The 23,355-nt window shown below is 58.2% G+C and carries 19 protein-coding genes and 1 tRNA gene; 8 read left to right on the top strand and 12 right to left on the bottom strand.

What is annotated here, in order from left to right:
- Positions 1-91: 91 nt before the first annotated feature.
- The 3 genes from HMPREF2857_RS03015 to HMPREF2857_RS03005 all read left to right on the top strand — a co-directional run bounded on the left by HMPREF2857_RS03015 (position 92) and on the right by HMPREF2857_RS03005 (position 5,617).
- Entirely contained in the window at positions 92-3,460 is a 3,369-nt protein-coding gene (locus HMPREF2857_RS03015; RefSeq protein WP_070642688.1) for a heterodisulfide reductase-related iron-sulfur binding cluster, read from the top strand.
- Positions 3,461-3,723: 263 nt separating this feature from the next.
- On the top strand, positions 3,724-4,827 hold the full coding sequence (locus HMPREF2857_RS03010; RefSeq protein ID WP_246819590.1) for a histidine kinase: 1,104 nt from the start codon (positions 3,724-3,726) through the stop codon (positions 4,825-4,827).
- A 136-nt stretch (positions 4,828-4,963) separates the two neighbouring features.
- A complete protein-coding gene (locus tag HMPREF2857_RS03005; protein WP_016421571.1) occupies positions 4,964-5,617 on the top strand; it encodes a response regulator transcription factor in 654 nt (217 codons plus the stop codon).
- 140 nt (positions 5,618-5,757) lie between these two features.
- Here HMPREF2857_RS03005 and HMPREF2857_RS03000 read toward each other — a convergent pair whose 3' ends face one another.
- From HMPREF2857_RS03000 to HMPREF2857_RS02990, 3 genes are read right to left on the bottom strand one after another with little or no spacing between them, the layout of a single operon-like run.
- The gene (locus tag HMPREF2857_RS03000) at positions 5,758-6,357 is read right to left on the bottom strand and encodes a hypothetical protein (protein ID WP_005511781.1); all 600 of its coding nucleotides are present in this window, start codon (positions 6,355-6,357) and stop codon (positions 5,758-5,760) included.
- Between the two features lie 8 nt (positions 6,358-6,365).
- Positions 6,366-7,040 (bottom strand): hypothetical protein, encoded by a 675-nt coding sequence (locus tag HMPREF2857_RS02995; RefSeq protein WP_070595699.1) that lies wholly within the window; start codon positions 7,038-7,040, stop codon positions 6,366-6,368.
- A 45-nt stretch (positions 7,041-7,085) separates the two neighbouring features.
- Entirely contained in the window at positions 7,086-7,679 is a 594-nt protein-coding gene (locus tag HMPREF2857_RS02990; RefSeq protein ID WP_016421574.1) for a hypothetical protein, read from the bottom strand.
- A gap of 518 nt (positions 7,680-8,197) precedes the next feature.
- Between HMPREF2857_RS02990 and HMPREF2857_RS02985 the strand changes: the two genes are divergently transcribed.
- Positions 8,198-8,389, top strand: coding sequence for a hypothetical protein (locus HMPREF2857_RS02985; RefSeq protein ID WP_049191052.1), 192 nt, complete (start codon positions 8,198-8,200; stop codon positions 8,387-8,389).
- Positions 8,390-8,403: 14 nt separating this feature from the next.
- Here HMPREF2857_RS02985 and HMPREF2857_RS02980 read toward each other — a convergent pair whose 3' ends face one another.
- A complete protein-coding gene (locus tag HMPREF2857_RS02980; RefSeq protein WP_070642685.1) occupies positions 8,404-9,207 on the bottom strand; it encodes an FMN reductase in 804 nt (267 codons plus the stop codon).
- Positions 9,204-10,328 (bottom strand): CE1758 family FMN-dependent luciferase-like monooxygenase, encoded by a 1,125-nt coding sequence (locus HMPREF2857_RS02975; protein WP_070642683.1) that lies wholly within the window; start codon positions 10,326-10,328, stop codon positions 9,204-9,206. The genes HMPREF2857_RS02980 and HMPREF2857_RS02975 overlap by 4 nt, the downstream gene beginning before the upstream one ends.
- Before the next feature lie 303 nt (positions 10,329-10,631).
- Here HMPREF2857_RS02975 and HMPREF2857_RS02970 point away from each other — a divergent pair, with 303 nt between their 5' ends.
- The 3 genes from HMPREF2857_RS02970 (at position 10,632) to HMPREF2857_RS02960 (ending at position 14,656) form a co-directional block, all read left to right on the top strand.
- Entirely contained in the window at positions 10,632-11,168 is a 537-nt protein-coding gene (locus HMPREF2857_RS02970; protein ID WP_016421578.1) for a YceI family protein, read from the top strand.
- Between the two features lie 136 nt (positions 11,169-11,304).
- On the top strand, positions 11,305-12,687 hold the full coding sequence (locus HMPREF2857_RS02965; RefSeq protein WP_306295413.1) for a pyridoxal phosphate-dependent aminotransferase: 1,383 nt from the start codon (positions 11,305-11,307) through the stop codon (positions 12,685-12,687).
- A 544-nt stretch (positions 12,688-13,231) separates the two neighbouring features.
- Complete coding sequence (locus HMPREF2857_RS02960; RefSeq protein ID WP_070642681.1) at positions 13,232-14,656, top strand: YibE/F family protein; 1,425 nt, start codon at positions 13,232-13,234, stop codon at positions 14,654-14,656.
- Here the strand turns inward: HMPREF2857_RS02960 and HMPREF2857_RS02955 are convergent.
- Together HMPREF2857_RS02955 and dcd are read right to left on the bottom strand one after the other, a co-directional pair.
- Positions 14,653-16,035: a UDP-glucose dehydrogenase family protein gene (locus HMPREF2857_RS02955; protein WP_070642679.1), complete on the bottom strand. Its 1,383-nt coding sequence runs from the start codon at positions 16,033-16,035 to the stop codon at positions 14,653-14,655. The genes HMPREF2857_RS02960 and HMPREF2857_RS02955 overlap by 4 nt on opposite strands.
- Positions 16,036-16,223: 188 nt before the next feature.
- Entirely contained in the window at positions 16,224-16,805 is a 582-nt protein-coding gene (gene dcd / locus HMPREF2857_RS02950; RefSeq protein WP_042388964.1) for a dCTP deaminase, read from the bottom strand.
- A gap of 206 nt (positions 16,806-17,011) precedes the next feature.
- On the opposite strand from dcd, the gene HMPREF2857_RS02945 reads away from it, so the two are divergent.
- Positions 17,012-17,085, top strand: a tRNA-Gly gene (locus HMPREF2857_RS02945).
- A 34-nt stretch (positions 17,086-17,119) separates the two neighbouring features.
- On the opposite strand, the gene HMPREF2857_RS02940 is transcribed toward HMPREF2857_RS02945, so the two are convergent.
- Genes HMPREF2857_RS02940 through HMPREF2857_RS02920 form a run of 5 tightly spaced genes read right to left on the bottom strand, consistent with a single transcriptional unit; the run spans position 17,120 to position 23,350 of the window.
- The gene (locus tag HMPREF2857_RS02940; RefSeq protein WP_070642676.1) at positions 17,120-18,511 is read right to left on the bottom strand and encodes an ABC transporter ATP-binding protein; all 1,392 of its coding nucleotides are present in this window, start codon (positions 18,509-18,511) and stop codon (positions 17,120-17,122) included.
- Positions 18,508-19,194, bottom strand: coding sequence for an energy-coupling factor transporter transmembrane component T family protein (locus tag HMPREF2857_RS02935; RefSeq protein ID WP_070429406.1), 687 nt, complete (start codon positions 19,192-19,194; stop codon positions 18,508-18,510). Before HMPREF2857_RS02935 ends, HMPREF2857_RS02940 begins: the two co-directional genes overlap by 4 nt.
- Positions 19,187-19,783 carry an MptD family putative ECF transporter S component gene (locus HMPREF2857_RS02930; protein ID WP_016421585.1) on the bottom strand — a complete coding sequence of 199 codons (597 nt, stop codon included), beginning with the start codon at positions 19,781-19,783 and terminating at the stop codon, positions 19,187-19,189. The genes HMPREF2857_RS02935 and HMPREF2857_RS02930 overlap by 8 nt, the downstream gene beginning before the upstream one ends.
- Positions 19,784-19,817: 34 nt before the next feature.
- Positions 19,818-21,566, bottom strand: coding sequence for an ABC transporter ATP-binding protein (locus tag HMPREF2857_RS02925; RefSeq protein WP_016421586.1), 1,749 nt, complete (start codon positions 21,564-21,566; stop codon positions 19,818-19,820).
- Positions 21,563-23,350: an ABC transporter ATP-binding protein gene (locus tag HMPREF2857_RS02920; RefSeq protein WP_070429427.1), complete on the bottom strand. Its 1,788-nt coding sequence runs from the start codon at positions 23,348-23,350 to the stop codon at positions 21,563-21,565. The genes HMPREF2857_RS02925 and HMPREF2857_RS02920 overlap by 4 nt, the downstream gene beginning before the upstream one ends.
- Positions 23,351-23,355: the final 5 nt, after the last annotated feature.

The raw sequence follows: 23,355 nt of genomic DNA, 5'->3' as shown, positions 1-23,355 counted from the left end.
TAGGTAAGCGTCCGCGGCTCGTGATAGAACTCACAAGAGAACTATTTTCACTCAGCCATCACCCTGGCTGAGCCAGCCTAGAAGGAACATTATGAGCGTGCTCAACCTCGCCGCGGCGACGGCTGACACGGCGATTCCGGAATCTACCGGATTCACCGTCGCAGTCGGCGTTATTGGCGTCCTGTTGTCCCTGCCCTGCTGGTTCATCTTTATTAAGGGATTCACCCATATGGTGAAGACCATCATGGTGGGCCAAAAGACGTACGGTCACACCGGTGAATGGGGAACCCGTATTTGGACCATGATCCGAGAGATCGTCGGTCACACCAAGATGGCCAAGAAGCCCGGCGTTGCTGTGGCTCACTGGTTCGTCATGGTGGGCTTCCTCCTCGGTTCCCTAGTGTGGTTCGAGGCGTACATTCAGACCTTCTGGCCAGCCGGTGGTTGGCCAATCCTCAGGAATCTGACCGCCTGGCACTTCATCGACGAACTGCTCGGCCTGGGCACCACCCTGGGCATCCTGGCACTGATTCTCGTCCGCCAGACCAACCTGGGCAAGGAGCGTCTGAGCCGCTTCTACGGATCCAACGCCAAGGCTGCCTACTTCGTTGAGGCCGTCGTCCTCATCGAGGGCCTGGGCATGATGTTCGTCAAGGCTGCCAAGCTGGCTACCTACGGCGACCACGGTCACACTGGCGCCGAGGTCTGGACCTGGGCGAACTTCGTCACCGGTGGTATCGCACAGATTCTGCCGGCCTCCGAAGTCATGGTGTCCATCTTCGCGCTGATTAAGCTGCTGTCCGGTATGGTCTGGCTCTTCGTTGTTGGCCGCAACCTAACTTGGGGTGTCGCATGGCACCGCTTCCTGGCGTTCGCCAACATCCTGCTCAAGCGCAACGCTGACGGCTACAACGCCCTCGCTGGGGCTAAGCCGATGACCTCTAACGGCGAAATCCTGAACCTGGAAGAGGCTGACCCGGAGGTTGACTCCATGGGCACCGGCGTAGTCACCGACCACTCCTGGAAGGCTCTGCTGGACTTCACCTCCTGCACCGAGTGTGGTCGCTGCCAGGAGCAGTGCCCGGCCTGGAACACTTCCAAGCCGCTGTCCCCGAAGCTGCTGGTTAACCAGCTGCGTGACCACGCTTACGCTTCTGCCCCGTACCTGTTGGCTGGCGAGACCATCGAAACCGCTCGCGAGGGCGAAGGCGCTGGCGCAGCACTCCTGACCAAGCCACTGGTTGGCGACGGCGATGAGGGCATCATCGACCAGGACGTTCTGTGGTCCTGCACCAACTGTGGTGCCTGTGTGGAGCAGTGCCCGGTTGACATTGAGCACATCGACCACATCGTCGATATGCGTCGTTACCAGGTTCTGGTTGAGTCGGACTTCCCGACCGAGCTGGCTGGCCTGTTCAAGAACCTTGAAACCAAGGGCAACCCGTGGGGCCAGAACGCTTCCACTCGTGCCGACTGGATTAATGAGGTCCGCAAGGACGGCGTCGTTGTCCCGATTTGGGGCGAGGATGTCGAGAGCTTCGACGACACCGAGTACCTGTTCTGGGTCGGTTGTGCCGGTGCTTACGACGACAATGCGAAGAAGACCACCAAGGCTGTTGCAGAGATGCTTTACACCGCAGGTGTGAAGTACGCTGTGCTCTCCCAGGCCGAGGGTTGTACTGGCGACTCCGCTCGCCGTGCTGGTAACGAGTTCCTCTTCCAGATGTTGGCTGAGCAGAACATCGAGCAGCTCGACGAGGTCTTCGACGGTGTGCCGCCGAAGCAGCGCAAGATTGTCGTCACCTGTGCGCACTGCTTCAACACCTTCAAGAACGAGTACCCGGAGCTGGGTGGACAGTACGAAGTTGTCCACCACACCCAGCTGCTGAACAAGCTGGTTCGTGCTAACCGCCTGCAGCCGGTTGCTTCGGGTCAGGGCCGCCAGGTCACCTACCACGACCCATGCTTCCTGGGCCGCCACAACAAGGTATTCGAGGCTCCGCGTGAGCTGATTGGCGCGTCCGGCGCCAACCTCGTCGAAATGCCTCGTAATAAGAACACCGGCTTCTGCTGTGGTGCTGGTGGCGCTCGCATGTGGATGGAAGAGACCATCGGTCAGCGCATCAACGTAAACCGCACCGAAGAGGCTGTCGGAACCGGCGCTGAGGCAATTGCCATCGGCTGCCCGTTCTGTAAGACGATGATGAACGATGGCGTCAACAACGTCATCGAGGACGACGAGAAGAAGCCGGAGGTCCTGGACATCGCCCAGATGCTCCGCGACTCCGTGAAGGTCGACGGCGAGCTGCCGCAGGCACGCGAACCGGAGTGGATTGAGCAGCCGGAGCGTGGCTGGGTCGATCCAAAGAAGGCTGAAGAGGAAGAGCGTCAGCGCCTCGAGGAAGAGGAAGCTAAGCGCAAGAAGGCTGAGGCTGCCGAGAAGAAGAAGGCAGAGAAGGCTTCCGCTGCCGGCGCTGGTGCCGCAGCTGCTGGTGCTGCTGCAGGCGCTGCTGCCAAGGGTGGTGCTCCGAAGCCGGGTGGTGCTCCGAAGCCGGGTGGCGCCAAGGGCGGCGCACCGACCCCAGGTGGTGCCAAGAAGGGCGCTCCAGCTCCAGGCGGTGCTCCAAAGCCAGGCGGTGCCAAGGCCGGCGCACCAACTCCGGGTGGCGCCAAGAAGGGTGCTCCTGCTCCGGGTGGCGCTCCGAAGCCAGGCGGTGCCAAGGCCGGCGCACCGGTTCCAGGTGGTGCAAAGGGCGGCGCCCCGACCCCAGGCGGTGCCAAGAAGGGTGCTCCAGCTCCGGGCGGCGCTCCGAAGCCAGGCGGTGCCAAGGGCGGTGCCCCGGTTCCAGGCGGCGCCAAGAAGGGCGCTCCAGTTCCGGGCGGCGCCAAGGCCGCTAAACCGGCCGCGCAGGCAGAGCCAGCAGCTGCAGAAACCGAAGCTCCGACTGAGGCTCCGAAGGCAACGAAGGGCGCTCCGATTCCGGGTGGCGCACGCAAGGGCGCTCCGGTTCCGGGTGGCGCTAAGAAGGCAGCTCCGGCCGCGAAGCCGAAGGCCGAGAAAACCGCTCCCGCCGAGGACACCTCTGCTGAAGTAGCGACCACCGAGTCCGAGCAGCCAGCAGCTGAGCAGCCGAAGACCGCATCCGGTGCTCCGGTTCCGGGCGGCGCACGCAAGGGCGCTCCAATCCCGGGTGGCGCACGCAAGGCCAAGCCAGTCGCTAGCACCCCTGCCCCGGCAGCAGAGGAAACCGAAGCTCAGGAGGCTCCTGCTCAGCCAGAGGCAGAGCAGGCTCCGGCGCAGCCAGAGGTTACCGAACAGCAGTCGGCGGAAGATGCCACCTCCACCGAGCAGGCCACTGAGGCCCCAGCCGAGGAGACGCAGGCGCCGTCGGCAAGCGCTAAGAACCTTCCGCGCAACCAGCACGGAGTTCCGCTGCCAGGATCGGCGCGACGTAAGTAGCGCTCGCTAAGTAAGCAGGAATCCGCCCGAGAGGTTATTCTTCCCGGGCGGATTTTTTGTGCTTTACGACGGTCCCTGCGCCACGGCATTAATCATGCAAATGGCACTCTCAACCGCACTGACAATATATTGATTACTGCATATTGATTACTGCATCCCGTTAGAGATGACCGCGTTGTGGTGTGGAAAGAGGTCTTGGCGTAGTGATTAAGAAATCGCTGTCACAGATAAGGGACTTTCTGAGGACTCCGGGGTCAGTGGAGATGGTCATTGCGCTGGTTCTCACGGCTCTCGATGCGCTAATTTTCCGCGAGAGCAACTCTGATCTGTTGTTGCCGACCATTATCGGTGGCCTTCAGGTCATTCTTGTTGCAGTGGCCACGTATTTGCCGCTTTTTGCCATGGTGGTTGTCCCAGCGAATTTCTTGGCATTGACTTTCCTTCCCACAGAGCAAGCTCCAATGCAGATTTTCTGTGCGCTTCTCATCGTGGAAGTGATGCGTGCTAACAACAACAAGATGCCGGCGAGAATCACTGCGTTGCTCTTGTTGGTGATTTCAAACTACGACGTAAACACAAGTACTTTCGCACGCGACCATGTCGCAACCTTTGTGACAACACTGCTTTTTGTAATTGCCTACGCCATCGGCATGATGCGCAGCCGCTACAAAGAGCAACGCCGGCGGGCAACGATTGAATCTAACCGCGCTCTGGAAGAACAACGCCTTGAGTTGGCGACCGTACTGCACGACTCCACCGCCAAGTCCTTTACTCGCGTAACCATGCTGGCGCAGGCGCTCGCCATCGAGCGAGAAGGGACCGATGAAAAACTTGAAGAATCCCTGGAGGACATCGCAGAGACCTCCCGAGAAGGCCTGCTACAGCTTCGCCAGTTGCTTTCATTGCTGAAATCCGCTGACGACGAGAGTTCTTTGACCTCCGCTATCGGCCAGGATGAGCGAGTTCCCAGCATGAACAAGGTGCTCCAACAGGCCAAAGATGAACTACAGGAAGCTGGGTTTAACGTTTCGCTGGCCACGAGGATCGAAACCGAGCCCTCTTTGACGCAGATTTCAGAGGTTATCTCGCCGGCGCTGTCGGAGTTCTGCACGAACATTCAGAAGTACGGCGAACCGCAAACGAACGTTCACATTCTGGCGCTGAGCAATGAGGAAGATGGCTTCACGCTCGACATCAGCAATCAGATATCGAAGGCGCTACCGCATTTTCTGCCGCGGGCGATGCTCTCGAGCGGTTTGGGGCTTTCCTCACTGCATCGGCGAGTGCGACCGTGGGACGGTTCCATCACGTCAGAACGAGAGGGAAATGTGTGGAATTGCAAACTCCGCATGCCACCTACCAACTAGTAGGTTACGGTAGCGTAAGATTGATGCAGTAGCCGCCTGTGACGAAGATATCTCTCGAAAAGTCCTGGTTAGCGTAGTAATATCACACGATGACAGATATTGTTCGGTTTTTATAACTTCTATGAAAGGTTCGCGGATGTCTGACATTAAGGTTCTCATTGTCGACGACGACCCACTCGTACTCTCGACGCTGCGAACCTATTTCAAGAAGGCACCGCATATCACCGTGGTCGATGAAGCCAGCGATGGCCACGAGGCTCTCAACATTATTGCCCGTGGTGGCGTTGACGTAGTTTTGACCGATATTCATATGCCCAACATGGACGGCGTTGAGCTACTTGAGCGCATTAAGAAGGTGGAGAATCCACCGAAATTCATCGCTATCACCTCATTTGATACCGATGAAACAATGCTGAAAATCTTGAGTCTCGGCGGAAATGGCTACATTCTCAAAACTGCCCGCCCGGAATCTGTCATTGGCACCGTTGAAGATGTCTTCCAGGGTGGCACCGTCATCTCGCCGATTTCTGCGACTCGGCTGATTAAAACTCTGCCGTCCCGCAACATTTCCTCGTACAAGATCACTCAAGCCGAGCGAGAGGTTCTCGGCCTAATCTGCCGCGGTAAGTCAAACCACGATATCGCCAAGGAACTCGGCAAGTCGCCGGGCACTATCAAGAAGCACCTCTCCAGCATGTTCAATAAGTTTGGAGCTACCTCTCGCCTGGACCTGGCGCTGAAAGCAATAGACGCAGGCTTCCACCCGCCGGCATCCGCTGCCGCAGAATAACCAGGGGCTCTGAGATTTGGCCGGTTAGCGGCTCTGAATTGAGCCTTTGCAGGCCCGAGATAGATAGCAAAAAGGGGCATATTCACTTTCGCGAATATGCCCCTTTTACCCGTGCTGAGTGTGGAGAGAGAACTGTGTAACTACTGGATCGTCACCTCGACATGTCGCTCGCGCGGAGCCACACCGAAGTAGCTGCGCCCAATTGGCTCCCACGTCTTCGAGTTGGCGTTGCAGCGAACTGTCTGTCCGGCGAACTCGTCAACCAGGAATCCCCAGCTCAGACGACCAGTTTCACCCTTGCGCACTTCGTATGGTCCGATCTTCTGCCCGAGGCTCCAAACCATCTCTCGGGAGTATTCCCAGGAGTACTTGCGGTTGAGCTCCTTGCTGACCTTCACACTGACAGAGATATTGGTCCACCACTTCTTGGTCTTGGACTCCTTGATGGTCTGCGTCAGCGGAATCGGCTCATCACCGATGTCATTCTTCGTAGAGACAACGCCCTCAACGTCGTAGCGAGAGCCGGTGATTTCCACGAACTCAGCCACCGAACCCGGAGCTTCACAAGTGGTTCCCGGTGCCGGACCGCGGTCAACTGCCGCCGGCTTGGGCACTGGTACCCACTCCTCCGGCGCGAACGGTTCACCGGCTCCTGGATTCGGGGCAGCCACCGCTGTCGGAGCACCGAGTCCGAGCGCAAAGACCGTCGTCAAGCACATGGCGACAACACGCTTTTTCATAACTGCTCCTAGTCGTTAATCGTGGCGGATGCCGGGCCGCCGTCACCGGAGTTACCGCTGACAGGCGCCCACTGCTGACGGTGCTCGCCCTCCTTGGTGGTCTTGTGCCAGACCACGAAGCGAGTCGACGGCCCCTTGCCGTTGTACTCACCGAAGTAGGGCTCACCGCGCCACAGGCCGGTCTTCTGGTCACAGGTGCGAACACGGCCAATGAAGGACTTCATGTGCACGCCGTAGTCTGCGCGAACGGTCTCACCGGGGTTGACGGTCACCGGGCCCAGCTTGTCGCCAACCGACCACTGACTGACCTCGACGATGCCGTACTTGTTCTTCACCCCGTGGAGGAACACGTCCCACATATTTCCGGAGCTCATGGCCTTTACGGACTCGTTGACTCCCTCTGTCACCTCGAGGGTGTACTGAATCGGGCGGTCAGTGCGGTTGGTGAATGAGTTAGTGCCGTTGTAGCGGTCCCATTCGTCGGTAATCCACTGTTCCCAGGGGTGACGCTTGGCATCCTTGACCGGGTCACACTTATCCGTGTTGGTGAAACCGGTGTGGTGCTCATCCTGGTCAGGGGTCTGGGTCAGCGGGGTCGCCGCGACCTGTCCAACGATGCCTGGCGCAAGAAGACTTGCACCCATCACCGCGCAGGCCAGGGCCTTCTTTTTCACGCTCAACATGGAGAAACTTCCTTCTGCTTCGAGGCTTTAGGGGCTCTGGCCGCCTTAAACGGCGTACTCCTTGACCTGCGGAGCAGCACCGTCCACGGAGCGATCAGCTTCGTTGGCGCGCATGGAAACGCGAATGTGACGCTCCTTCGGGATGGTGCCCCAGTACGGACGACCTGCGTCGATCCACTTTCCGCCCTTACAGGTCAGGTGAGTGCCTTCGAAGGACTGGTTCAGGAAGCCATACTCCAGAACACCGGTGTAGCCAGGCTTGACTGGGTACGGGCCGAGGGTCTGGCCAACTTCCCAGGTCTGAGTGGACTGGTAGCCGGCACTGAAGGTGACGTGGAAGAGCTTGAGCAGATCAAAGTCGACCGAACCGCCGACGTTCCAGGACTTGGTCTTGCCTTCCTTCAGGGTCTGAGTCAGCGGCAGGTCGGTGTCGCCGTAGTTAGCGACAGTCGCGGTACCTTCGACCTCGAACTTCGAGCCGGTGATCTTCAGGGACTGGCCGGACTGGCCTTCAACGGAGCAGGTGCCACCGACGGTGCCCGGGGTGGGGGCTGGGGCAGCTTCGGCCATCGGGGCGACAGCCAGCGAGGACATGGTGACCAGGGCTGCAATAGAGCCGGAGAGCAGGGTCTTCTTCACGGCGAAATCCTTTCAGGATGTGACGAGCAACTCGTAAGGAAATACTTGAACTGACACCTGCAAAGGTAAGTCGAAATTCAGCGTTTTGTAATGGAAAATTTTCGACTGGCTTTACGACGGCCGCAGCAATTATCCACATAGTAAAAATGGAATCTCACCGATTTCTGCCACGCGAAAATACGACATCTAATTGACCCTGACCAGCAATTATGGGCACCACAATAAGATTTCGGCGATTAATTTAATCGCACCAGAACTACGCCTTTTGAACCAATTCAAAAATGCCTCGGTCGGCCACTTGGTACTAGACAATCAACATTTCGGCCACTAGCCCACCTACATAAAGACACCAGAGAGTAGCCGAATGGCCACCCCCAGGCGCGGGCAGGTAGAGAGACCTCCACACTTCACACTCTTGATTAAATAGTTATGATTTCTTTATTAATCACTGGCGAAGTCCGGCAGTCCACACAGCCTTGACACTTTGCCGAGGCAGATATCTTTCGGAGTACTACCTAATGTTTCGACGCACTTCCGTTCTTGCTACCACCATTGCATCCGCAGCACTTTCCCTGAGCGCGCTGACCGGCGCCCCGGCCGCTACCGCAGCACCGACAGCTACGACCAGCAGCGACGACCTGCAGGTTAAGGAATACGCTCTTTCCGATACCTTCTCTTGCGACTACTACAACCTCCCGTGGTGCCGCTAAAGAGCGCTGACCCCCTACCCCTCCTCTGCCGCCCCTTCACGTGAGCGCGGCCACTTCGCGGTGCCGTCGAGCCCCTCTAGCAGTGTGGCAAAATCCGTGACGTTAGTATCCACCCGCGTGTTTGTACTGCGTCGCTGGTTCGGCTCGCTGGCACCCCGATTCCCCTCGCTGGCCCCGCCCGCTGAATGCTCCGCACCCTTTTCTTCAGCTTCGTTCCCAAAATCTGGACCAAAACCGACTACGGCCGAGCGAACACCGACAAGGTACTCGGCAAGCTCACGAGCTGCACGCACGATGCGATTGTTCATCTCCGCGCCGGACACTCCGCCGGCGCCATTTCCGGCACCATCGCCAGCACCAAAGTCCTCAGTGGCTGCAAATACAGCAGTCGGCATAACCGTGCCGCGCAGGTAGCTAAACAGCGGACGCATCGCATACTCCAGCACCAACGAATGTCGTGCTGTGCCAGCCGTCGCAGCAATAATGACCGGCATGGAAGTCAGCGCATCCTTATCCAGGGCGTCGAAAAACATCTTGAACAACCCCGAGTAGGACGCTGCGAACACCGGCGTCGCGGCAATCAATCCATCAGCACCGCTGACAGTATCGAGGGCGGCGCGCAATTTTTCGTCGTAAAGCCCTGTGGACATCACAGTGCCGAGACTGACAGCGAGTTCGCGCAGCTCGACGTACTCAATTTGGAGCCCCTCGCCACGCTTGGAGACCTGCACCTCGACGGCCTCCGCGATACGGTCGGCAAGGATGCGCGTGGTTGATGGATCGGAAACACCAGCACTTACGACGACGAGCTTTTTCACTGCTGATTCCTTTCAGCCGGGCGGACGAGAAGGTGCGGGGAATCTGCGCCTTCGGCAACCAGCGAGGCATGCGTCGGCGGGTCGGAAGGCACGTGCGCCGGACGGCGGCGCTCGAACTCTTCACGCAGGACCGGAACGATTTCGGTTCCCAGGATTTCAACCTGCTCCAAGGCCATCTCCAGCGGCAGGCCGGCGTGGTCGATGAGGAAGAGCTGTCGCTGGTAGTCGCCAACGGCATCTGCATAGCCCAGGTAACGTTCGATAATTTGCTCAGGCGTGCCGACGGTCAGTGGAGTGATGTTCTCGAATTCTTCCAGAGATGGCCCATGTCCATAGACCGGGGCATTGTCGAAGTATGGGCGGAAAATCTCCTTGGCCTTCTTCTCCGTCTCAGCGGCGAAGACCTGACCGCCAAGCCCGACGATTGCCTGACCAGCAGCACCATGACCGTAGTGCTCATAGCGCTGGCGGTAGAGGTTGACCATGGCTGTGGTGTGCTCGATATTCCAGAAAATGTGGTTATGGAAGAAGCCGTCACCGTAGAAGGCGGCCTGCTCGGCAATCTCGGTGGAGCGGATTGAGCCGTGCCACACGAAAGGTGCTACACCGTCGAGCGGGCGCGGTGTGGACGTAAAGGACTGCAGCGGAGTGCGGAATTGACCTTGCCAATCCACATTCTCCTCACGCCAGAGGGTGCGCAGCAGGTGATAGTTCTCGATGGCCAGCGGAATTCCCTTGCGAATATCCTTGCCAAACCACGGATAAACCGGCCCGGTGTTGCCGCGGCCCATCATGAGATCAATGCGACCTGCGGAAAGGTGCTGGAGGTAGGCGTAATCCTCGGCGATGCGCACGGGGTCGGTGGTGGTAATCAGCGTTGTCGAGGTCGACAGAATCAGATTTTCGGTCTGTGCTGCGAGGTTGGCTAATAAAATCGGCGGGTTCGCCGGTGCCACAAACGGTGGATTGTGGTGCTGGCCAGTAGCAAATACATCGAGGCCGACCTCTTCGGCCTTCTTCGCTAGGGCGACAGTTGCCTTAATTCGCTCATGTTCAGTAGGGATTTGTCCAGTCGTGGGATCTTTTGTGACGTCGCCAATTGTAAAAATTCCGAATTGCATAATTCTCAATCCTAAATAGCGGTTGTTGACATGTCAACGCCTGTTATGCTGGGCATAAGCACTTAAAACGACTCCACATGAACCGCCTCCAACCAAAGGAGCCTCGCCCAGCCATGACAAAACCCCGAACCGATCGCCCGACCGGATGTGCGCTTCTAAAAAATATTCGGCATTTTCTTTGACCTTTGTTGACACATCATCACATCTAGAGTTATCGTTGACACGTCAACACTGAAAGTTGGTTCCGGCGGACAAAAATACTTCGAAACATTCGAGATACTTTTAACTTTTAGGAGATTCACTATGGCTCTTCAGTCTGGCAACTACGTTCTTGATGCACAGCACTCCACCGTTGGATTCACCGTTCGTCACGCAATGATCACTAAGGTCCACGGTCAGTTCACTGAGTTTGAGTCCGTTATTAATTTTGATGCCGACAAGCCGGAGAATTCCACGGCAAAGGCGACCATTCAGGCGAACTCCATCAACACCAACAACGAGGAGCGCGACAACCACCTGCGCTCGAAGGACTTCTTCGGCACCGACGAAAACCCAACCTTCGAATTCGTTTCCACCGCTATCGAGCTCCAGAGCGAAGAAAAGGCCACCGTTACCGGCGACCTGACCATCAACGGCATCACCAAGCCGGTCACCCTGGATGTCGACATTTTCGGCTCCGCTGAAGACCCATGGGGTCAGACTCGCGTTGGCTTCGAAGCAGCCACCAAGATTGACCGCACCGATTTCGGCATCGATTACAATGCTCCTATTAAGACTGGCGGCCTGCTCCTTGGCAACGAGATTTCCCTGCAGATCGACGGCTCCGCAGTTAAGCAGTAACTAGCAGCCAGAACCCCAGCTGCCCGCAACCCAGTAAAGCGTCCTGCATCCTCATGCAGGGCGCTTTTGCGCAATCAATGTGCAATTAATCTGCCCCCGCTGTGAGAAAAGCATGGTGCGGGAGCAAAAAAGTGGCATGCTTAGACAGGTGAGTTCCAGTAAAGACACTTCCCAGGGCACCGAAACCACCAACGAGACAACGCAGGACGCTCAGACTGCGCAGGCCGCTCAGGCCGAGCAGTCCCGTGCTGCCCGTGTTGCCGCCCGTCGTGGAAACATCAGGGCACCTCGCCGCACTCCACTGAAGACACTGGACCAATCCTCCAAGCTGCAGAACGTCCTCTACGACATTCGCGGTCCGGTGACTACTCTCGCCGAACAGATGGAGGCCGACGGCCACCGCATCATGATGCTCAACACCGGCAATCCGGCAAAGTTCGGCTTTGATGCACCTGACACCATCGTGCAGGACATGGTCCGCGCCCTCCCCCACGCACAGGGCTACTCCGAGTCCAAGGGTATTTACTCCGCACGCCGTGCCGTCGTCACGCGCTATGAGATGGACCCGGACTTCCCCCGTTTCGACGTCAACGACGTCTGGCTGGGCAACGGCGTCTCCGAGCTGATTTCCATCACCACGCAGGCGCTGCTCAACGAGGGCGATGAGGTCCTCATTCCAGCTCCGGATTACCCGCTCTGGACTGCAGCAACCACCCTCGCCGGCGGCAAGGCCGTCCACTACACGTGTGATGAGGAGAATAACTGGGCCCCTGATGTCGAAGACATTCGCTCGAAGGTGACGGATCGCACGAAGGCGATTGTCATCATCAACCCGAACAATCCGACCGGCGCGGTCTACACACGCCAGACACTCGAAGCCATCGTCGATATCGCTCGTGAGCACTCACTCCTGCTGCTTTCCGACGAAATCTACGACCGTATCCTCTACGACGATGCAGAGCACATTTCCACTGCCTCCTTGGCTCCAGATTTGCTCTGTATCACCTTCAACGGCCTGTCCAAGACCTACCGTGTGGCCGGTTACCGCGCGGGCTGGATGGTGCTGACTGGCCCGAAGCGCCACGCAGAGGGCTTTATCGAGGGCATCAACTTGCTGGCCAGTACCCGTCTGTGCCCGAATGTCCCTGCTCAGCACGGCATTCAGGTGGCACTCGGCGGCTACCAGTCCATCGAGGACCTGATCTTGCCAGGCGGTCGCCTGCTGGAGCAGCGCAATGTCGCCTACGAGGGACTGACTTCAATTCCGGGCGTGAGCTGCGTAAAGCCGATGGGCGCCATGTACGCATTCCCGAAGCTGGATCCGAACGTCTACGAAATTCACGATGACGAAAAGCTGATGCTCGACATCCTGCGTGAAGAGAAGATCCTGATGGTCGGCGGCTCTGGCTTCAACTACCCGACGCCGGATCACTTCCGAATTGTCACCCTGCCGTGGGCACGCGACCTGAAGGAAGCCATCGAGCGTCTGGGCAACTTCCTGGTCAGCTATAAGCAGTAGCAGTACTTAAGGTTGCGCACGCTGCTGGTTCTTCCCTTCTCACATATCGATGCGCTGTTCACTTATGGACACACTGGAGCGCATCGATGAGTGAGTATTGCATCGATAGGTGAGCCACAGCGCTGATGACCACGGCTCGGCGCGCCGGAATGGCGGTACGCCTTCCGGTGCTGGTGCAGCGATTAGGTTATTAAGGGTGGGCAGGCATTCAAAAGATTCAATGAACTCTGACAACCAGCAACCTTTTCGCATTGCTGCGGGTTCCGACATTGGTGCGCATCTCGACGTACTGAAGAACTCGAACAGCGGCTCCCCTACCGGCCGGTTCCGGGCTGTCAATACCGCGAATCAACCCAACTCTGCAACCTCGGCTGCCCCAGCACGACATGCAGAGCCTGCCGCACATTCAAAACCAGCACCGGTACGGCAAAACGAACCTGCACAAGCCAAACCAAAATCAACGAAACCGCGGCACAACCCCACAAGAGCACGTCGCTTACTGGCCACAGTTCTTACAGTTGCTGGTATTGCCACTTTCCTCGCAGTGATTGGGCTCTGGCCATCGGGTGAAGCTCCGAGCCCAGGGCCGGGATTCCTGCAGTCACAGACGTCAGCTGCAGAGACGGTTAAGGGAACCGTCGTAAAGCACAGCGTCGGCGCGTGCAATTCGCCTGACAACGGACGCGTCTTCGACGACCAGCCGCGGCCAGGACTGGCGGCCTCCCTCAATGACCCCGCGGCGCCGAAATGCCAGCTCTCGGTCATTGAGCTGACCTCGGGCCCAGACGAGGGCAAGAAGACGCTTCTGGAGGCATCCGGCCTTCCCGGCGAGATTGAGCTGGAGGAGGGCGACAAGGTCGTCCTGGCAATTCACCGTCCAAACGCGGCCGGTACCGGAGCTGTCGACAATGGTGCCGTGCCGGATCCGGGGTTGATGACACCGGCTCCCGGCGTTGTTCCCGCGCCTGCCCCTGAGGGCGCAGAGGGTGAGCCTGCTCCTGATGCAGAGGCTCCGGCACCAGCTCCAGCCCCGGAGCAGGAACCAGCACCTGAATCCGGTGCAGAAGCCCCCGCTGCCCCCGCTGCTCCCGAGGCCGACACTAATGTTGTCGACCTCGCGCCCGATCAGGTTGTCGACACCGCTAGCATCGGCAACACCTACACCTTCCTGGACATGGATCGCACCACGACGATCTGGTTGTGGCTCGGCGCGGCAGTACTTCTCATCATCCTCGTCGGCATGACTCGCGGAGTCTTGAGCCTCATTGGTCTTGGCATCACGCTGGCCGCAGTGATGGGATTCCTGGTTCCGGCACTGCTACGCGGTGGCGATCCTGTGGCCTTGGCTATCACGGCGGGCGCGGCGATCCTCTTCCCGGTGCTCTTCCTCGTACATGGCATCAATTGGAAGTCAGCTTCCGCACTGGCGGGAACACTCACCACGATGGTGTTGGCGGCGGGCCTGGCCAACCTCGCAATCTCCACGTCACAGCTACGTGGTCTCGGCAACGAGGACAACCTGCTCATTCAGCTTTACCTGCCTGACGTCTCCGTCACAGGTCTGCTTCTGGCGGGATTCATCATCGGCGCGTTGGGCGTGCTTAACGACGTCACCATCGCCCAGGCCTCGACCGTCCAGGAGCTCTACGAAGCAGCTCCGCGGTCGCGGCCTATGGAGGTCTTCCGCTCGGCAATGCGCGTCGGTCGCGATCACATCGCGTCGATGGTCTACACACTGGTACTGGCGTACCTCGGCACCGCACTACCGCTATCGATTTTGTTAAGCGTCTCCGACCGGCCGCTGATGCAGTCGTTGACCTCCGATGTCGTGGCCACAGAGCTGCTGCGTTCCACCATCGGTGCGGTGGCTTTGGTACTCGCAGTGCCGATTACCACCCTCATCGCCGCCTATACCGTGGCCCCGGAGGGTATGAAGTTTCCGAAGCGCTCGAGGGCAGCTAGCATTTAGCCGCGGCCGAGGCAGGTGACATCCCAGCCTGCGGCACGCCACTGGTCGGCTGGCAGGCAGTTGCGGCCGTCGAGCACCGCTGCGCGTTTGACCAGCTTCTTCACAGCCACCGGGTCGATGTCGCGGAACTGCTGCCACTCGGTGGCGACGACAACCATCTCCGAGCCTTCCAGAGCTGCTTCGATGCTCGGTGCGTACTCCAAGGTCGGGAAATTCTTCTTGGCGTTCTCCATGGCCTGCGGGTCGTAAACGCTTACCGAAGCGCCCGCCAGAGACAGCGAACCGGCAATCGACAGCGCCGGGGAGTCACGCACATCGTCAGAGTTCGGCTTGAAAGCCGCACCCAGCACCGTCACGGTATGGCCGAGCAGCGAGCCGCCGAAGCTACCGCGCACCAGGTCAACGGTCTTTTCACGGCGACGCATGTTAATTGCATCGACCTCGCGCAAGAAGGTCAGCGCCTGGTCAACGCCCAGCTCACCGGCGCGGGCCATGAATGCGCGGATATCCTTCGGCAGGCAACCGCCGCCGAAGCCCAGACCCGCGTTGAGGAAGCGGCGGCCAATTCGGGCGTCCATACCGATGGCGTCGGCAAGCGTAGTGATATCCGCACCTGTGACCTCACAGATTTCAGAGACCGCGTTGATGAAGGAAATCTTGGTGGCGAGGAATGCGTTCGCCGACACCTTCACCAGCTCTGCGGTGGCAGTGTCCGCGACGATAAGCGGCGTCTCGCGCTCGAAGATAGGACCGAAGCACTCGCGCAGGCTGTCCTCAGCGATTGACTCGACCTCCTGACCCGCACCATTGAGGATCATGCCCGGCTTCTGGGTGCCCAGCACCACACGGTCCGGCTCGAGAGTGTCCTTTACTGCGAAGCCCTCACGCAGGAACTCCGGGTTCCAGGCGATTTCGAGGCTGGTGTTCTTCAACTGCTCATCACCAGCTGCTGCGCGCTCACTGATCATCTTCGCAGCCAGCTCCTGCAGGCGCGGTGCGGTACCGACGGGCACAGTGGACTTACCAAACACTAAATGCTTGCCGACGACGCGCTTAGCCAATTCGGTAATAGCTGCGTCCACATAGCGAACATCGGCGGCGTACGAGCCCTTAACCTGCGGAGTTCCGACACCTACGAAGTGGACGTTCGCAAATTCAACGGCTTCGTCGTAGTTAGTGGTGAAACGTAGTCGCCCCGACTCAACGTGCTTCTTTAGCAGTTCGGGCAAGCCGGGTTCAAAGAAAGGAACTTGACCTGCGGACAATGCCTCAATCTTGGCGGGATCAACATCTACGCCGAGAACCTCGTGACCCAACTCCGCCATCGCCGCAGCATGAGTGGCACCAAGGTAGCCCGTACCAATAACCGTAATACGCATAAGGGCTATTATTTATCGAAAGATAAAAGGCCTTCAAGCCGATTTAACCCTTAAATGGTGTAAACTAAAGGCCCATATTTAAAGCTTTGACCTGCAGAAACTCTTTATTGAACACTTGTTTACGTTTCTTCACCGAGAATTCACTCGAGGCTATTCACAATTCATTTATGCCCCGAGTTCCCAATGCCTTATTCCTCATCGCGGAAGTTGAGGTATGCACGCGAAGGCGTCGGGCCTCGCTGCCCTTGATACTTCGAACCGAGCTTGCCAGAACCGTAAGGCACCTCTGCCGGCGAGGACATCTTGAACAGTGCCAGCTGACCGACCTTCATGTTCGGCCACAGTGCAATGGGCAAGTTTGCGACGTTGGATAGCTCCAGCGTGATGTGGCCTGAAAAGCCTGGGTCAATAAAGCCGGCGGTTGAGTGCGTTGCCAGGCCCAGACGCCCCAGTGAAGACTTACCTTCCAGACGGCCTGCCAAGTTTGGCGGAATAGTGAAGTATTCCAAAGTCGATGCCAGGACGAACTCACCCGGGTGAAGAATGAAGGGCTGCCCTTCCGGAACCTCGTGCGGGGATGTCAGCTCTTCCTGCGGCAACTTCGGATCGATATGCGTGTACTGCGAGTTATTAAAAACTCGGAAAAACTTATCCAGACGCACGTCGATAGACGAAGGCTGAATCATCTTCGGGTCGAAAGGATCAATGCCGAGGTGGTCGGAGCCTTCGGCATCGATAGCGGCACGAATATCACGATCTGAGAGCAACACATAGACCAGCTTAACCGCTCTGTAATGCACAGCGTGTGTCGGTTGCAGGATAAACCCCACTAAATTCAGTGGAACGGCTGCCAACCAATTTTTTCGACGCGAATCGAGAGTGCTACATTGAAGTTACAGAGGGCGACTGATTGCCTGCATGTCACATCTACTGTGCCAATCTCGTGGCGTGCTTTTAATCATTCCGCCTACTGTGTGCCGATGTAGTTCAATGGTAGAACTCCTGCTTCCCAAGCAGGCGGCGCGGGTTCGATTCCCGTCATCGGCTCCACTATGACGTCGAAAATGATAAGTAGGCGTTTGCGTTAGCAGGCGTTGATTTGGTCGAGGCGGACGCTATGGTCGGCGACCTCGGTAACGAGTTCAGCGTCGTGGGTGATGACAATGACGACGGCACCAGTGTCAGCGAGTTTACGCATTACCCGGGAAATCGCGACAAGGTGCTTGTAGCCAACACCGGACGTGGGCTCGTCGAAGATGTAAACTTTCTTGTTCGCAGCAAGCGCTGTAGCAATAACCAGGCGTTGGCGTTGCCCGCCAGAGAGTGCTTGGGGATGATCAGCCTCGTGGTCGGCAAGGTCGAGTTCTTCAAGGATCGCGTGGGCATCGATGCGTTGCTTTTCGGCTTTGGTCGTGCCGAGCGTGACTTCGTCAATGACTGTGTCCGAGAACAACTGTCGGGTAGGGTCTTGCATCACAAGGTAGGAGTCACGGCTGGTGAATTTCTGTCCATTGAGTGTGATGGATGTATGCTTGGCCTTTTCAAGTCCGCAGACGATCCGTGCCAGTGTTGATTTGCCCGACCCGCACGGGCCCAACAGTGCAGTGATTTTCCCTTCCGGGAAGAGCACATGGTCGATGTTGAGGACTGTGTTTCCGTGGCGGTAGGCGAAGGTGAGGTTGTCGATCGTGAGCCCATCTCCTGCCGGTTGCGGTAGCCGCGGCATGGGCACGGGCACAAGGGATCGCAGTCCAAGCTGTTTGCGCTCCTCATCCGAGGTAGCGTAGAACTCTTCGCCGGTTGCGGTGAGGGCGATATTGCCTTTGTCGAAGCAGTAGACGCGGTCGACAATCCCGGCGAGGAAACTCAGCCGGTGTTCAGCGATGATGATGGTGTGCCCGTCTTTTTTGAGCCGGGCGATGAGCGTGGCGAGTTGGTCGATAACGTCAGCGGACAAGTTCGCGGTCGGCTCGTCAAAGACGATCAGCGACGTGTTGTTGCACATGGCGACGGCGCAGGCCACGCGTTGCATCTGCCCACCCGACAGTTGTGTGACGCGGGATTCCAACTGGTCGGCGATACCTAACTCGGCGGCAACCTCGTCAATGCGGGCACTAATCTCCTGCGGGTCGCGGCCGAGATTTTCTGGGCCGAAGGCGAGTTCTTGGCGCACGTGAGTGGTGTAGAACTGGGTGCGCGGGTTTTGAAACACTGTCGAACAGTGGTGGGCAAGCTCTGATAGATCTACTCGTGCCACGTCAATGTCGTCGACTGTGACGCTTCCGGTAAGGTCGCCGTCGTGGAAGTGCGGGATCAGCCCGTTAAACAGCCGTAGCGCGGTAGTTTTCCCTGACCCAGACGCGCCGCACAGCAAGGTGACGGTTCCAGGTGTGATGGTGATGGTTGCGTCTGTGATTGAGGGGTGGTCTGCTCCCCGATAGGTGAAGGTGACGCCGGTGGCTTGGGCTGTTGTCATAGGGTGATTCTCCATATCGCGAAGCCGATAACGATGAGCAGAATGACCGCGTCGACCACCCGGAATTTCACGACCGTGACTGAGGTAGGCTTTGCGGTTCCGCCCAGTCCGCGTACAAGGGCAGCAGATGCCAGTTCGTCCCCGCTTCGCACCACGGTCGATAGCAGCGGGATCGTGAAGTACTGGGCCGCGCGCAGGGAAAGCGCGGACATCCCGCGAAGCTTCATCGCATCTGAGATCGCTTTAACCTCGTGGCCGATCACGGGCAGCACCCGTAACGCGACTGAGATAGGGATCGTCAAACAAGTCGGGATTCGTGAGCTGGCTAGTGCTTTTTGCAAGGTGGCAGGTCGGATTACACCGATCGCGTATGCGCCCATGCCTGCGCTGACGCTGAATCGCCACATCCACTGCAGAAACAGCACGAGGAATGCGCTGGCTGTTGATTTCCAGACCAGGGGTATCACATAAACGAGCCCACCGAGGACCGCAAACGTGGCCAGGTAGACGGCCACCCAGCTCGGGCGCACGAGCGTGTTGGGGTTGATCGAGGCGCTCGCCAGCATCACGGCAGCGAATCCGCCCAGAGCACACACGAACCACGGCGAGTAGGAACTGTAGATCGTGGTGGAGACGATGACGAGCGCTACGATAATCGTGCGCGGGTCGGGAAGTTTAGACAAGACCGGCCCGTTCAAAGTGTTTGCGCGCGACCCTGGTTCCCAACAGACCAGCAAGCCAGCCAACGATGAGCATCACGACGAAGAAGCCCAACAGAATCGGGATAGTGACAACCTGGGCCATCTTCGCGGCATACTCGGCGCCCATTTGTTCGGCGATCTGCGACATATATGCCTCTTGGTTCATAAATAGCGGCATCCACGGTGACACGTAGATCGGCAGAATAAACAGTGCGTATGCCAGCGGAACGCGAACCTTCACGCTCTTCGGCCCCTTGGTGATGACTAGGTCGGCGAGCAGGCCGAATACAGCGGCGATCGCGATGCCGCCCACCCAGTGGCCGGTCACGAAGAAGAGGATTTCGATGAGGATCAGCATGATGGTCAATGCCCCCATCTTCGGAGTGCGTGCTGTGAACAGCGCAAAGACGATGCCGTTAACGAGGATAGAAAGCAAGAAGCCGGCATACATGGCGACGGGGATGAACCCGAGCATTCCGAATGCAAACACGATGACGAACATCAAGGCAGTGAAGACGCCGATGTTGATGAAGTCGCGCGTGTTGAGGCGCGAGGATGTGCGTGTGGACATAGTTTTTCCTTTTATGTGCTGATATGCGCTGTGTTTAGACGAGTTGCCATCCGCCTGCGTTGATGCGCTCTTGCCAGAAATCGCGGTATTGACCCGGCTGGTTGACCAGCTCGTCGTGAGGCCCGCGCTGGGCGATACGCCCACCGTGGGAGAGCACAATAATTTGGTCAGCTTGGCGAATGGTTTCCAGTTTGTGGGCGATCACGATCAGCGTGGAGTGCTTGCGTAGCTCGTTCATCGCCGCAACAATGTTGGCTTCATTTTCCGCGTCCAATGCGCTGGTGGCCTCATCGAACAGCACGATCGGGGCCTTCTTCACCAAGGCGCGAGCGATGGACACTCGTTGGCGTTCCCCACCTGACAGTGCACGCCCGCCAGCGCCCGCCAATGAATTCCAGCCATCTGGGAGGCGGTTGACGATTTCCGTCACGCCCGACAGGTCAGCGGCCCACCTGATTTCTTCATCGGTAGCTTCTGGGTTGCCAAGGCGAATGTTGGCCTCAAGCGTGTCATTGAATAAGTAGACGTCTTGGAAGACCAGGGATATCTGGCGCATCAAATCTTCGGTGGTCTGCTCACGCACATCAACCCCGCCAACGCGCACGCTGCCGGACTGCACATCCCAGAAACGTGCAACCAACCGGGCGATCGTCGTCTTCCCGCACCCAGATGGACCAACCAGGGCACACATGCCGCCTTGCGGGACATGGAAGGAAAAATCACGGAGAACCGGGGTGTCCGGATCGTAGCCGAAGGTCACATCATCGAAGCGAACATCACCAGGAGCGCTCACCGGTGTGGAGGTGACAGGTTCGGACAGTTCGGGAGCGTCCATGACCTTGTCGACGTGGTTCATCTGCTGGCGGCGTTCTTCCAGCCCAGATATATTTCCGCCAATGTCTTGGAGCATGGTGGTGAACCGCAGGCACATGCCGATTGTCACCAAGGCGTTCAGCGCATTCATCTGCCCGCCGAGGGTGAGTTGGGCGGTGAGCCAGATCATCACCACAATGAGCGCTTGGACGAACATCCCATTAATCAGGTTCGCTAGTGTTTCGAACCACAATGCTTTGCGGCCCTTGCGGTCAGCCTGGTCGAAAGCCTGATCAAGGGCCGGGTAGTCGTCGGCGACGTGACAGGAACGCAATGCACCTTGGCAGGTGGCGAATTCGACCATGCGAGCCGCCAACTCTGACTCGGCTGGTTCGGAAACCTTCTTGCCCTTATCGAGAAGCACACGGGAGATATGGAGGAAGGCAAGCATGATCGGGAACGCGATCGTCAAGGTCAGTCCCAGCCGCCAATCCCAGAACCAGGTTCCCACAGTGACTACGAGCACGGCTGAGAGTTTTTGGACGAGGGAGAAAATGAAATGTGCCGCCGACTCGCCCAAGTCCATCATTTCCTTGGTGACCATGCGCGACAGTCGGCCAGAGCTACCCGAATCGAACACTCCCAGTGGTAGGCGGGCTACTTTGTTACCTACTGCCTGGTGGACGTCGTGAATGAATCCAAGCGCGCCGATATAGCCGGTGCGCATGCCATAAAACTCCGTGCCCACGCCCAGCACCGCGAACACCGCCAAGGCGATGAGCCAGCCCCAAAACGACAGCCCCCACACCGGCATTCCGGTCGCCAAGGCGCTTGCTGCAGGGAGTAGCGCGAGCAGGGCAAAGCCGTGACACAGTCCTGAGACCGCACCCCACGCTTGACCGACCGAGAGGTCTCGCCACGAGGTGGGTTCCATCAAACGCTTAAAGCGTGGCAGCAATAGTTGATTCATCGTTTCATCTCCTCGCATGCACCTTGGGCAAGAAGTGCCTGATAGTGCGCATTACCCAACAGCTCGTCGTGTTTACCGACCACAGCAATGCCCCCGCGTTCCATGACGACAATTTGGTCTGCCCCTCTGATCGAGGCCAGTCGGTGGGCGATCACAATCACGGTTCTGCCTTTGGCAAGAGTCGAGAGAGCTTGTTGGATTTTCGATTCCGATTCCGGGTCCGCCATCGCCGTCGCCTCGTCCAGCACCAACACTGGGGCATCAACCATGAGCGCCCGGGCGATCGCGATACGGGCTGCCTGCCCGCCCGAAACGTGGGTGTCCTCCCCCAACACAGTGTCGTAACCATCGGGCAGGCTCATGATGAACTCGTCGATCTGCGCTGCTCTCGCTGCCTGCCGCACCTGCTCCAAGGTTGCGTCTCGCGCGCCCAGGGCAATGTTGTTGTGGATGGTGTCGCGAATAAGCTGTGCATCTTGCAGGACGAATGCGACCGTCGAATACAACACATCCTGGGAAATGCTCTTTAGATCAACCCCGCCGATGGTGATCGTGCCAGCGTCCGGGTCATCGAAGCGGGCAATTAAACTCGCCAACGTCGACTTCCCCGCACCCGACGGGCCAACCAGCGCGGTCACCGTGCCTGCCGGAATGCTCAGGCTCACCTCGTCTAATGCCTGGGTGTCGTCATAGGCATACGACACACCCCGAATCTCGATATCATGACCGTGTGGTGTCTGTGGCGCATCGGGCTGACTCAACGCCGGTAGCTCCATGACATTCACCAGCCGTACTGCCGCTGAACCTGCGAGCTGATAAGACCAGGCGATGGTTGCGACTGCCATCAACGCTCCCGGCAGCACCAAGGCGATCAACGTCGTCGTTATCACCTCGTAGATGCTCACCCAACCGGCGTTCATCATCAACGCGCCACCGCCAAGGTTCACGATCAACAGCACCGGGATCGACACCCACGAAAATGAGGCGACCGACATCGACACCAGCGGCATACACCACGCCCGGTAGAACTTAGAAAACTCGTTAGCTGCATCTAAATAGGCTTTATGTGCTTGGCCGACCTTGCCGAACGCTTTCACCACTGAGATACCGGCAACGAACTCGGCCATCGTTGCCGAAACCTGAGCGAGCTTGGTGTCCATTTCCGCGGTCTTCTCATTCATCCCTCGCATCGACATGCCATACATGCCCACATAAACCGGAATCGTTGCAATCGACAGCAGAGCGAGCCGCCAATCCACCACGAACGCATAGGCCAACAAGGCGAGCGGGGAGACGATTGCGTTCAGTTTCTCGATCGGCCCGTGTGCGATCACTGTGTGCACCGTGGCCGTATCATCCTGAATGGTCTTGCGGATCTTCCCTTCGCCCTCGCGGGTAAACCACGACAGCGGAGCAGTCGACATTCGGGCGGCAATTTGCCGACGCATCTGATTACGCAACGACAGGTCAATAAAATGCGTCACGCCCAACGCAACAAAATACAAAGTCAACCGCGCCATGTAAGCAGAAACAAGGAGCATCACGATCCAGTTCACCCGCGCCGGGTCCACCCGGTCTTGCATCAGCGCAGCTCCCAGCTCCACCAAAGCCACATAGGGTGCGATAGCCAACACCCCAGAGGCGAACGTTAAGGCCTGCGCGATAAACAGTTTGCCTTTCACCGGCTGCGATAGCTGACGGATCGCGTTCTGGCCAGCGACTGATTTTTCCTTCGCCGACCCATACTCGCCTTCAACAACCTGATCCGTTGCACTTTCGTTCACGTAAG

Source organism: Corynebacterium sp. HMSC076C10 (genome assembly GCF_001812455.1).
Lineage (GTDB): Bacteria > Actinomycetota > Actinomycetes > Mycobacteriales > Mycobacteriaceae > Corynebacterium > Corynebacterium jeikeium_D.
This window is presented reverse-complemented; position numbering and strand designations above follow the sequence as displayed.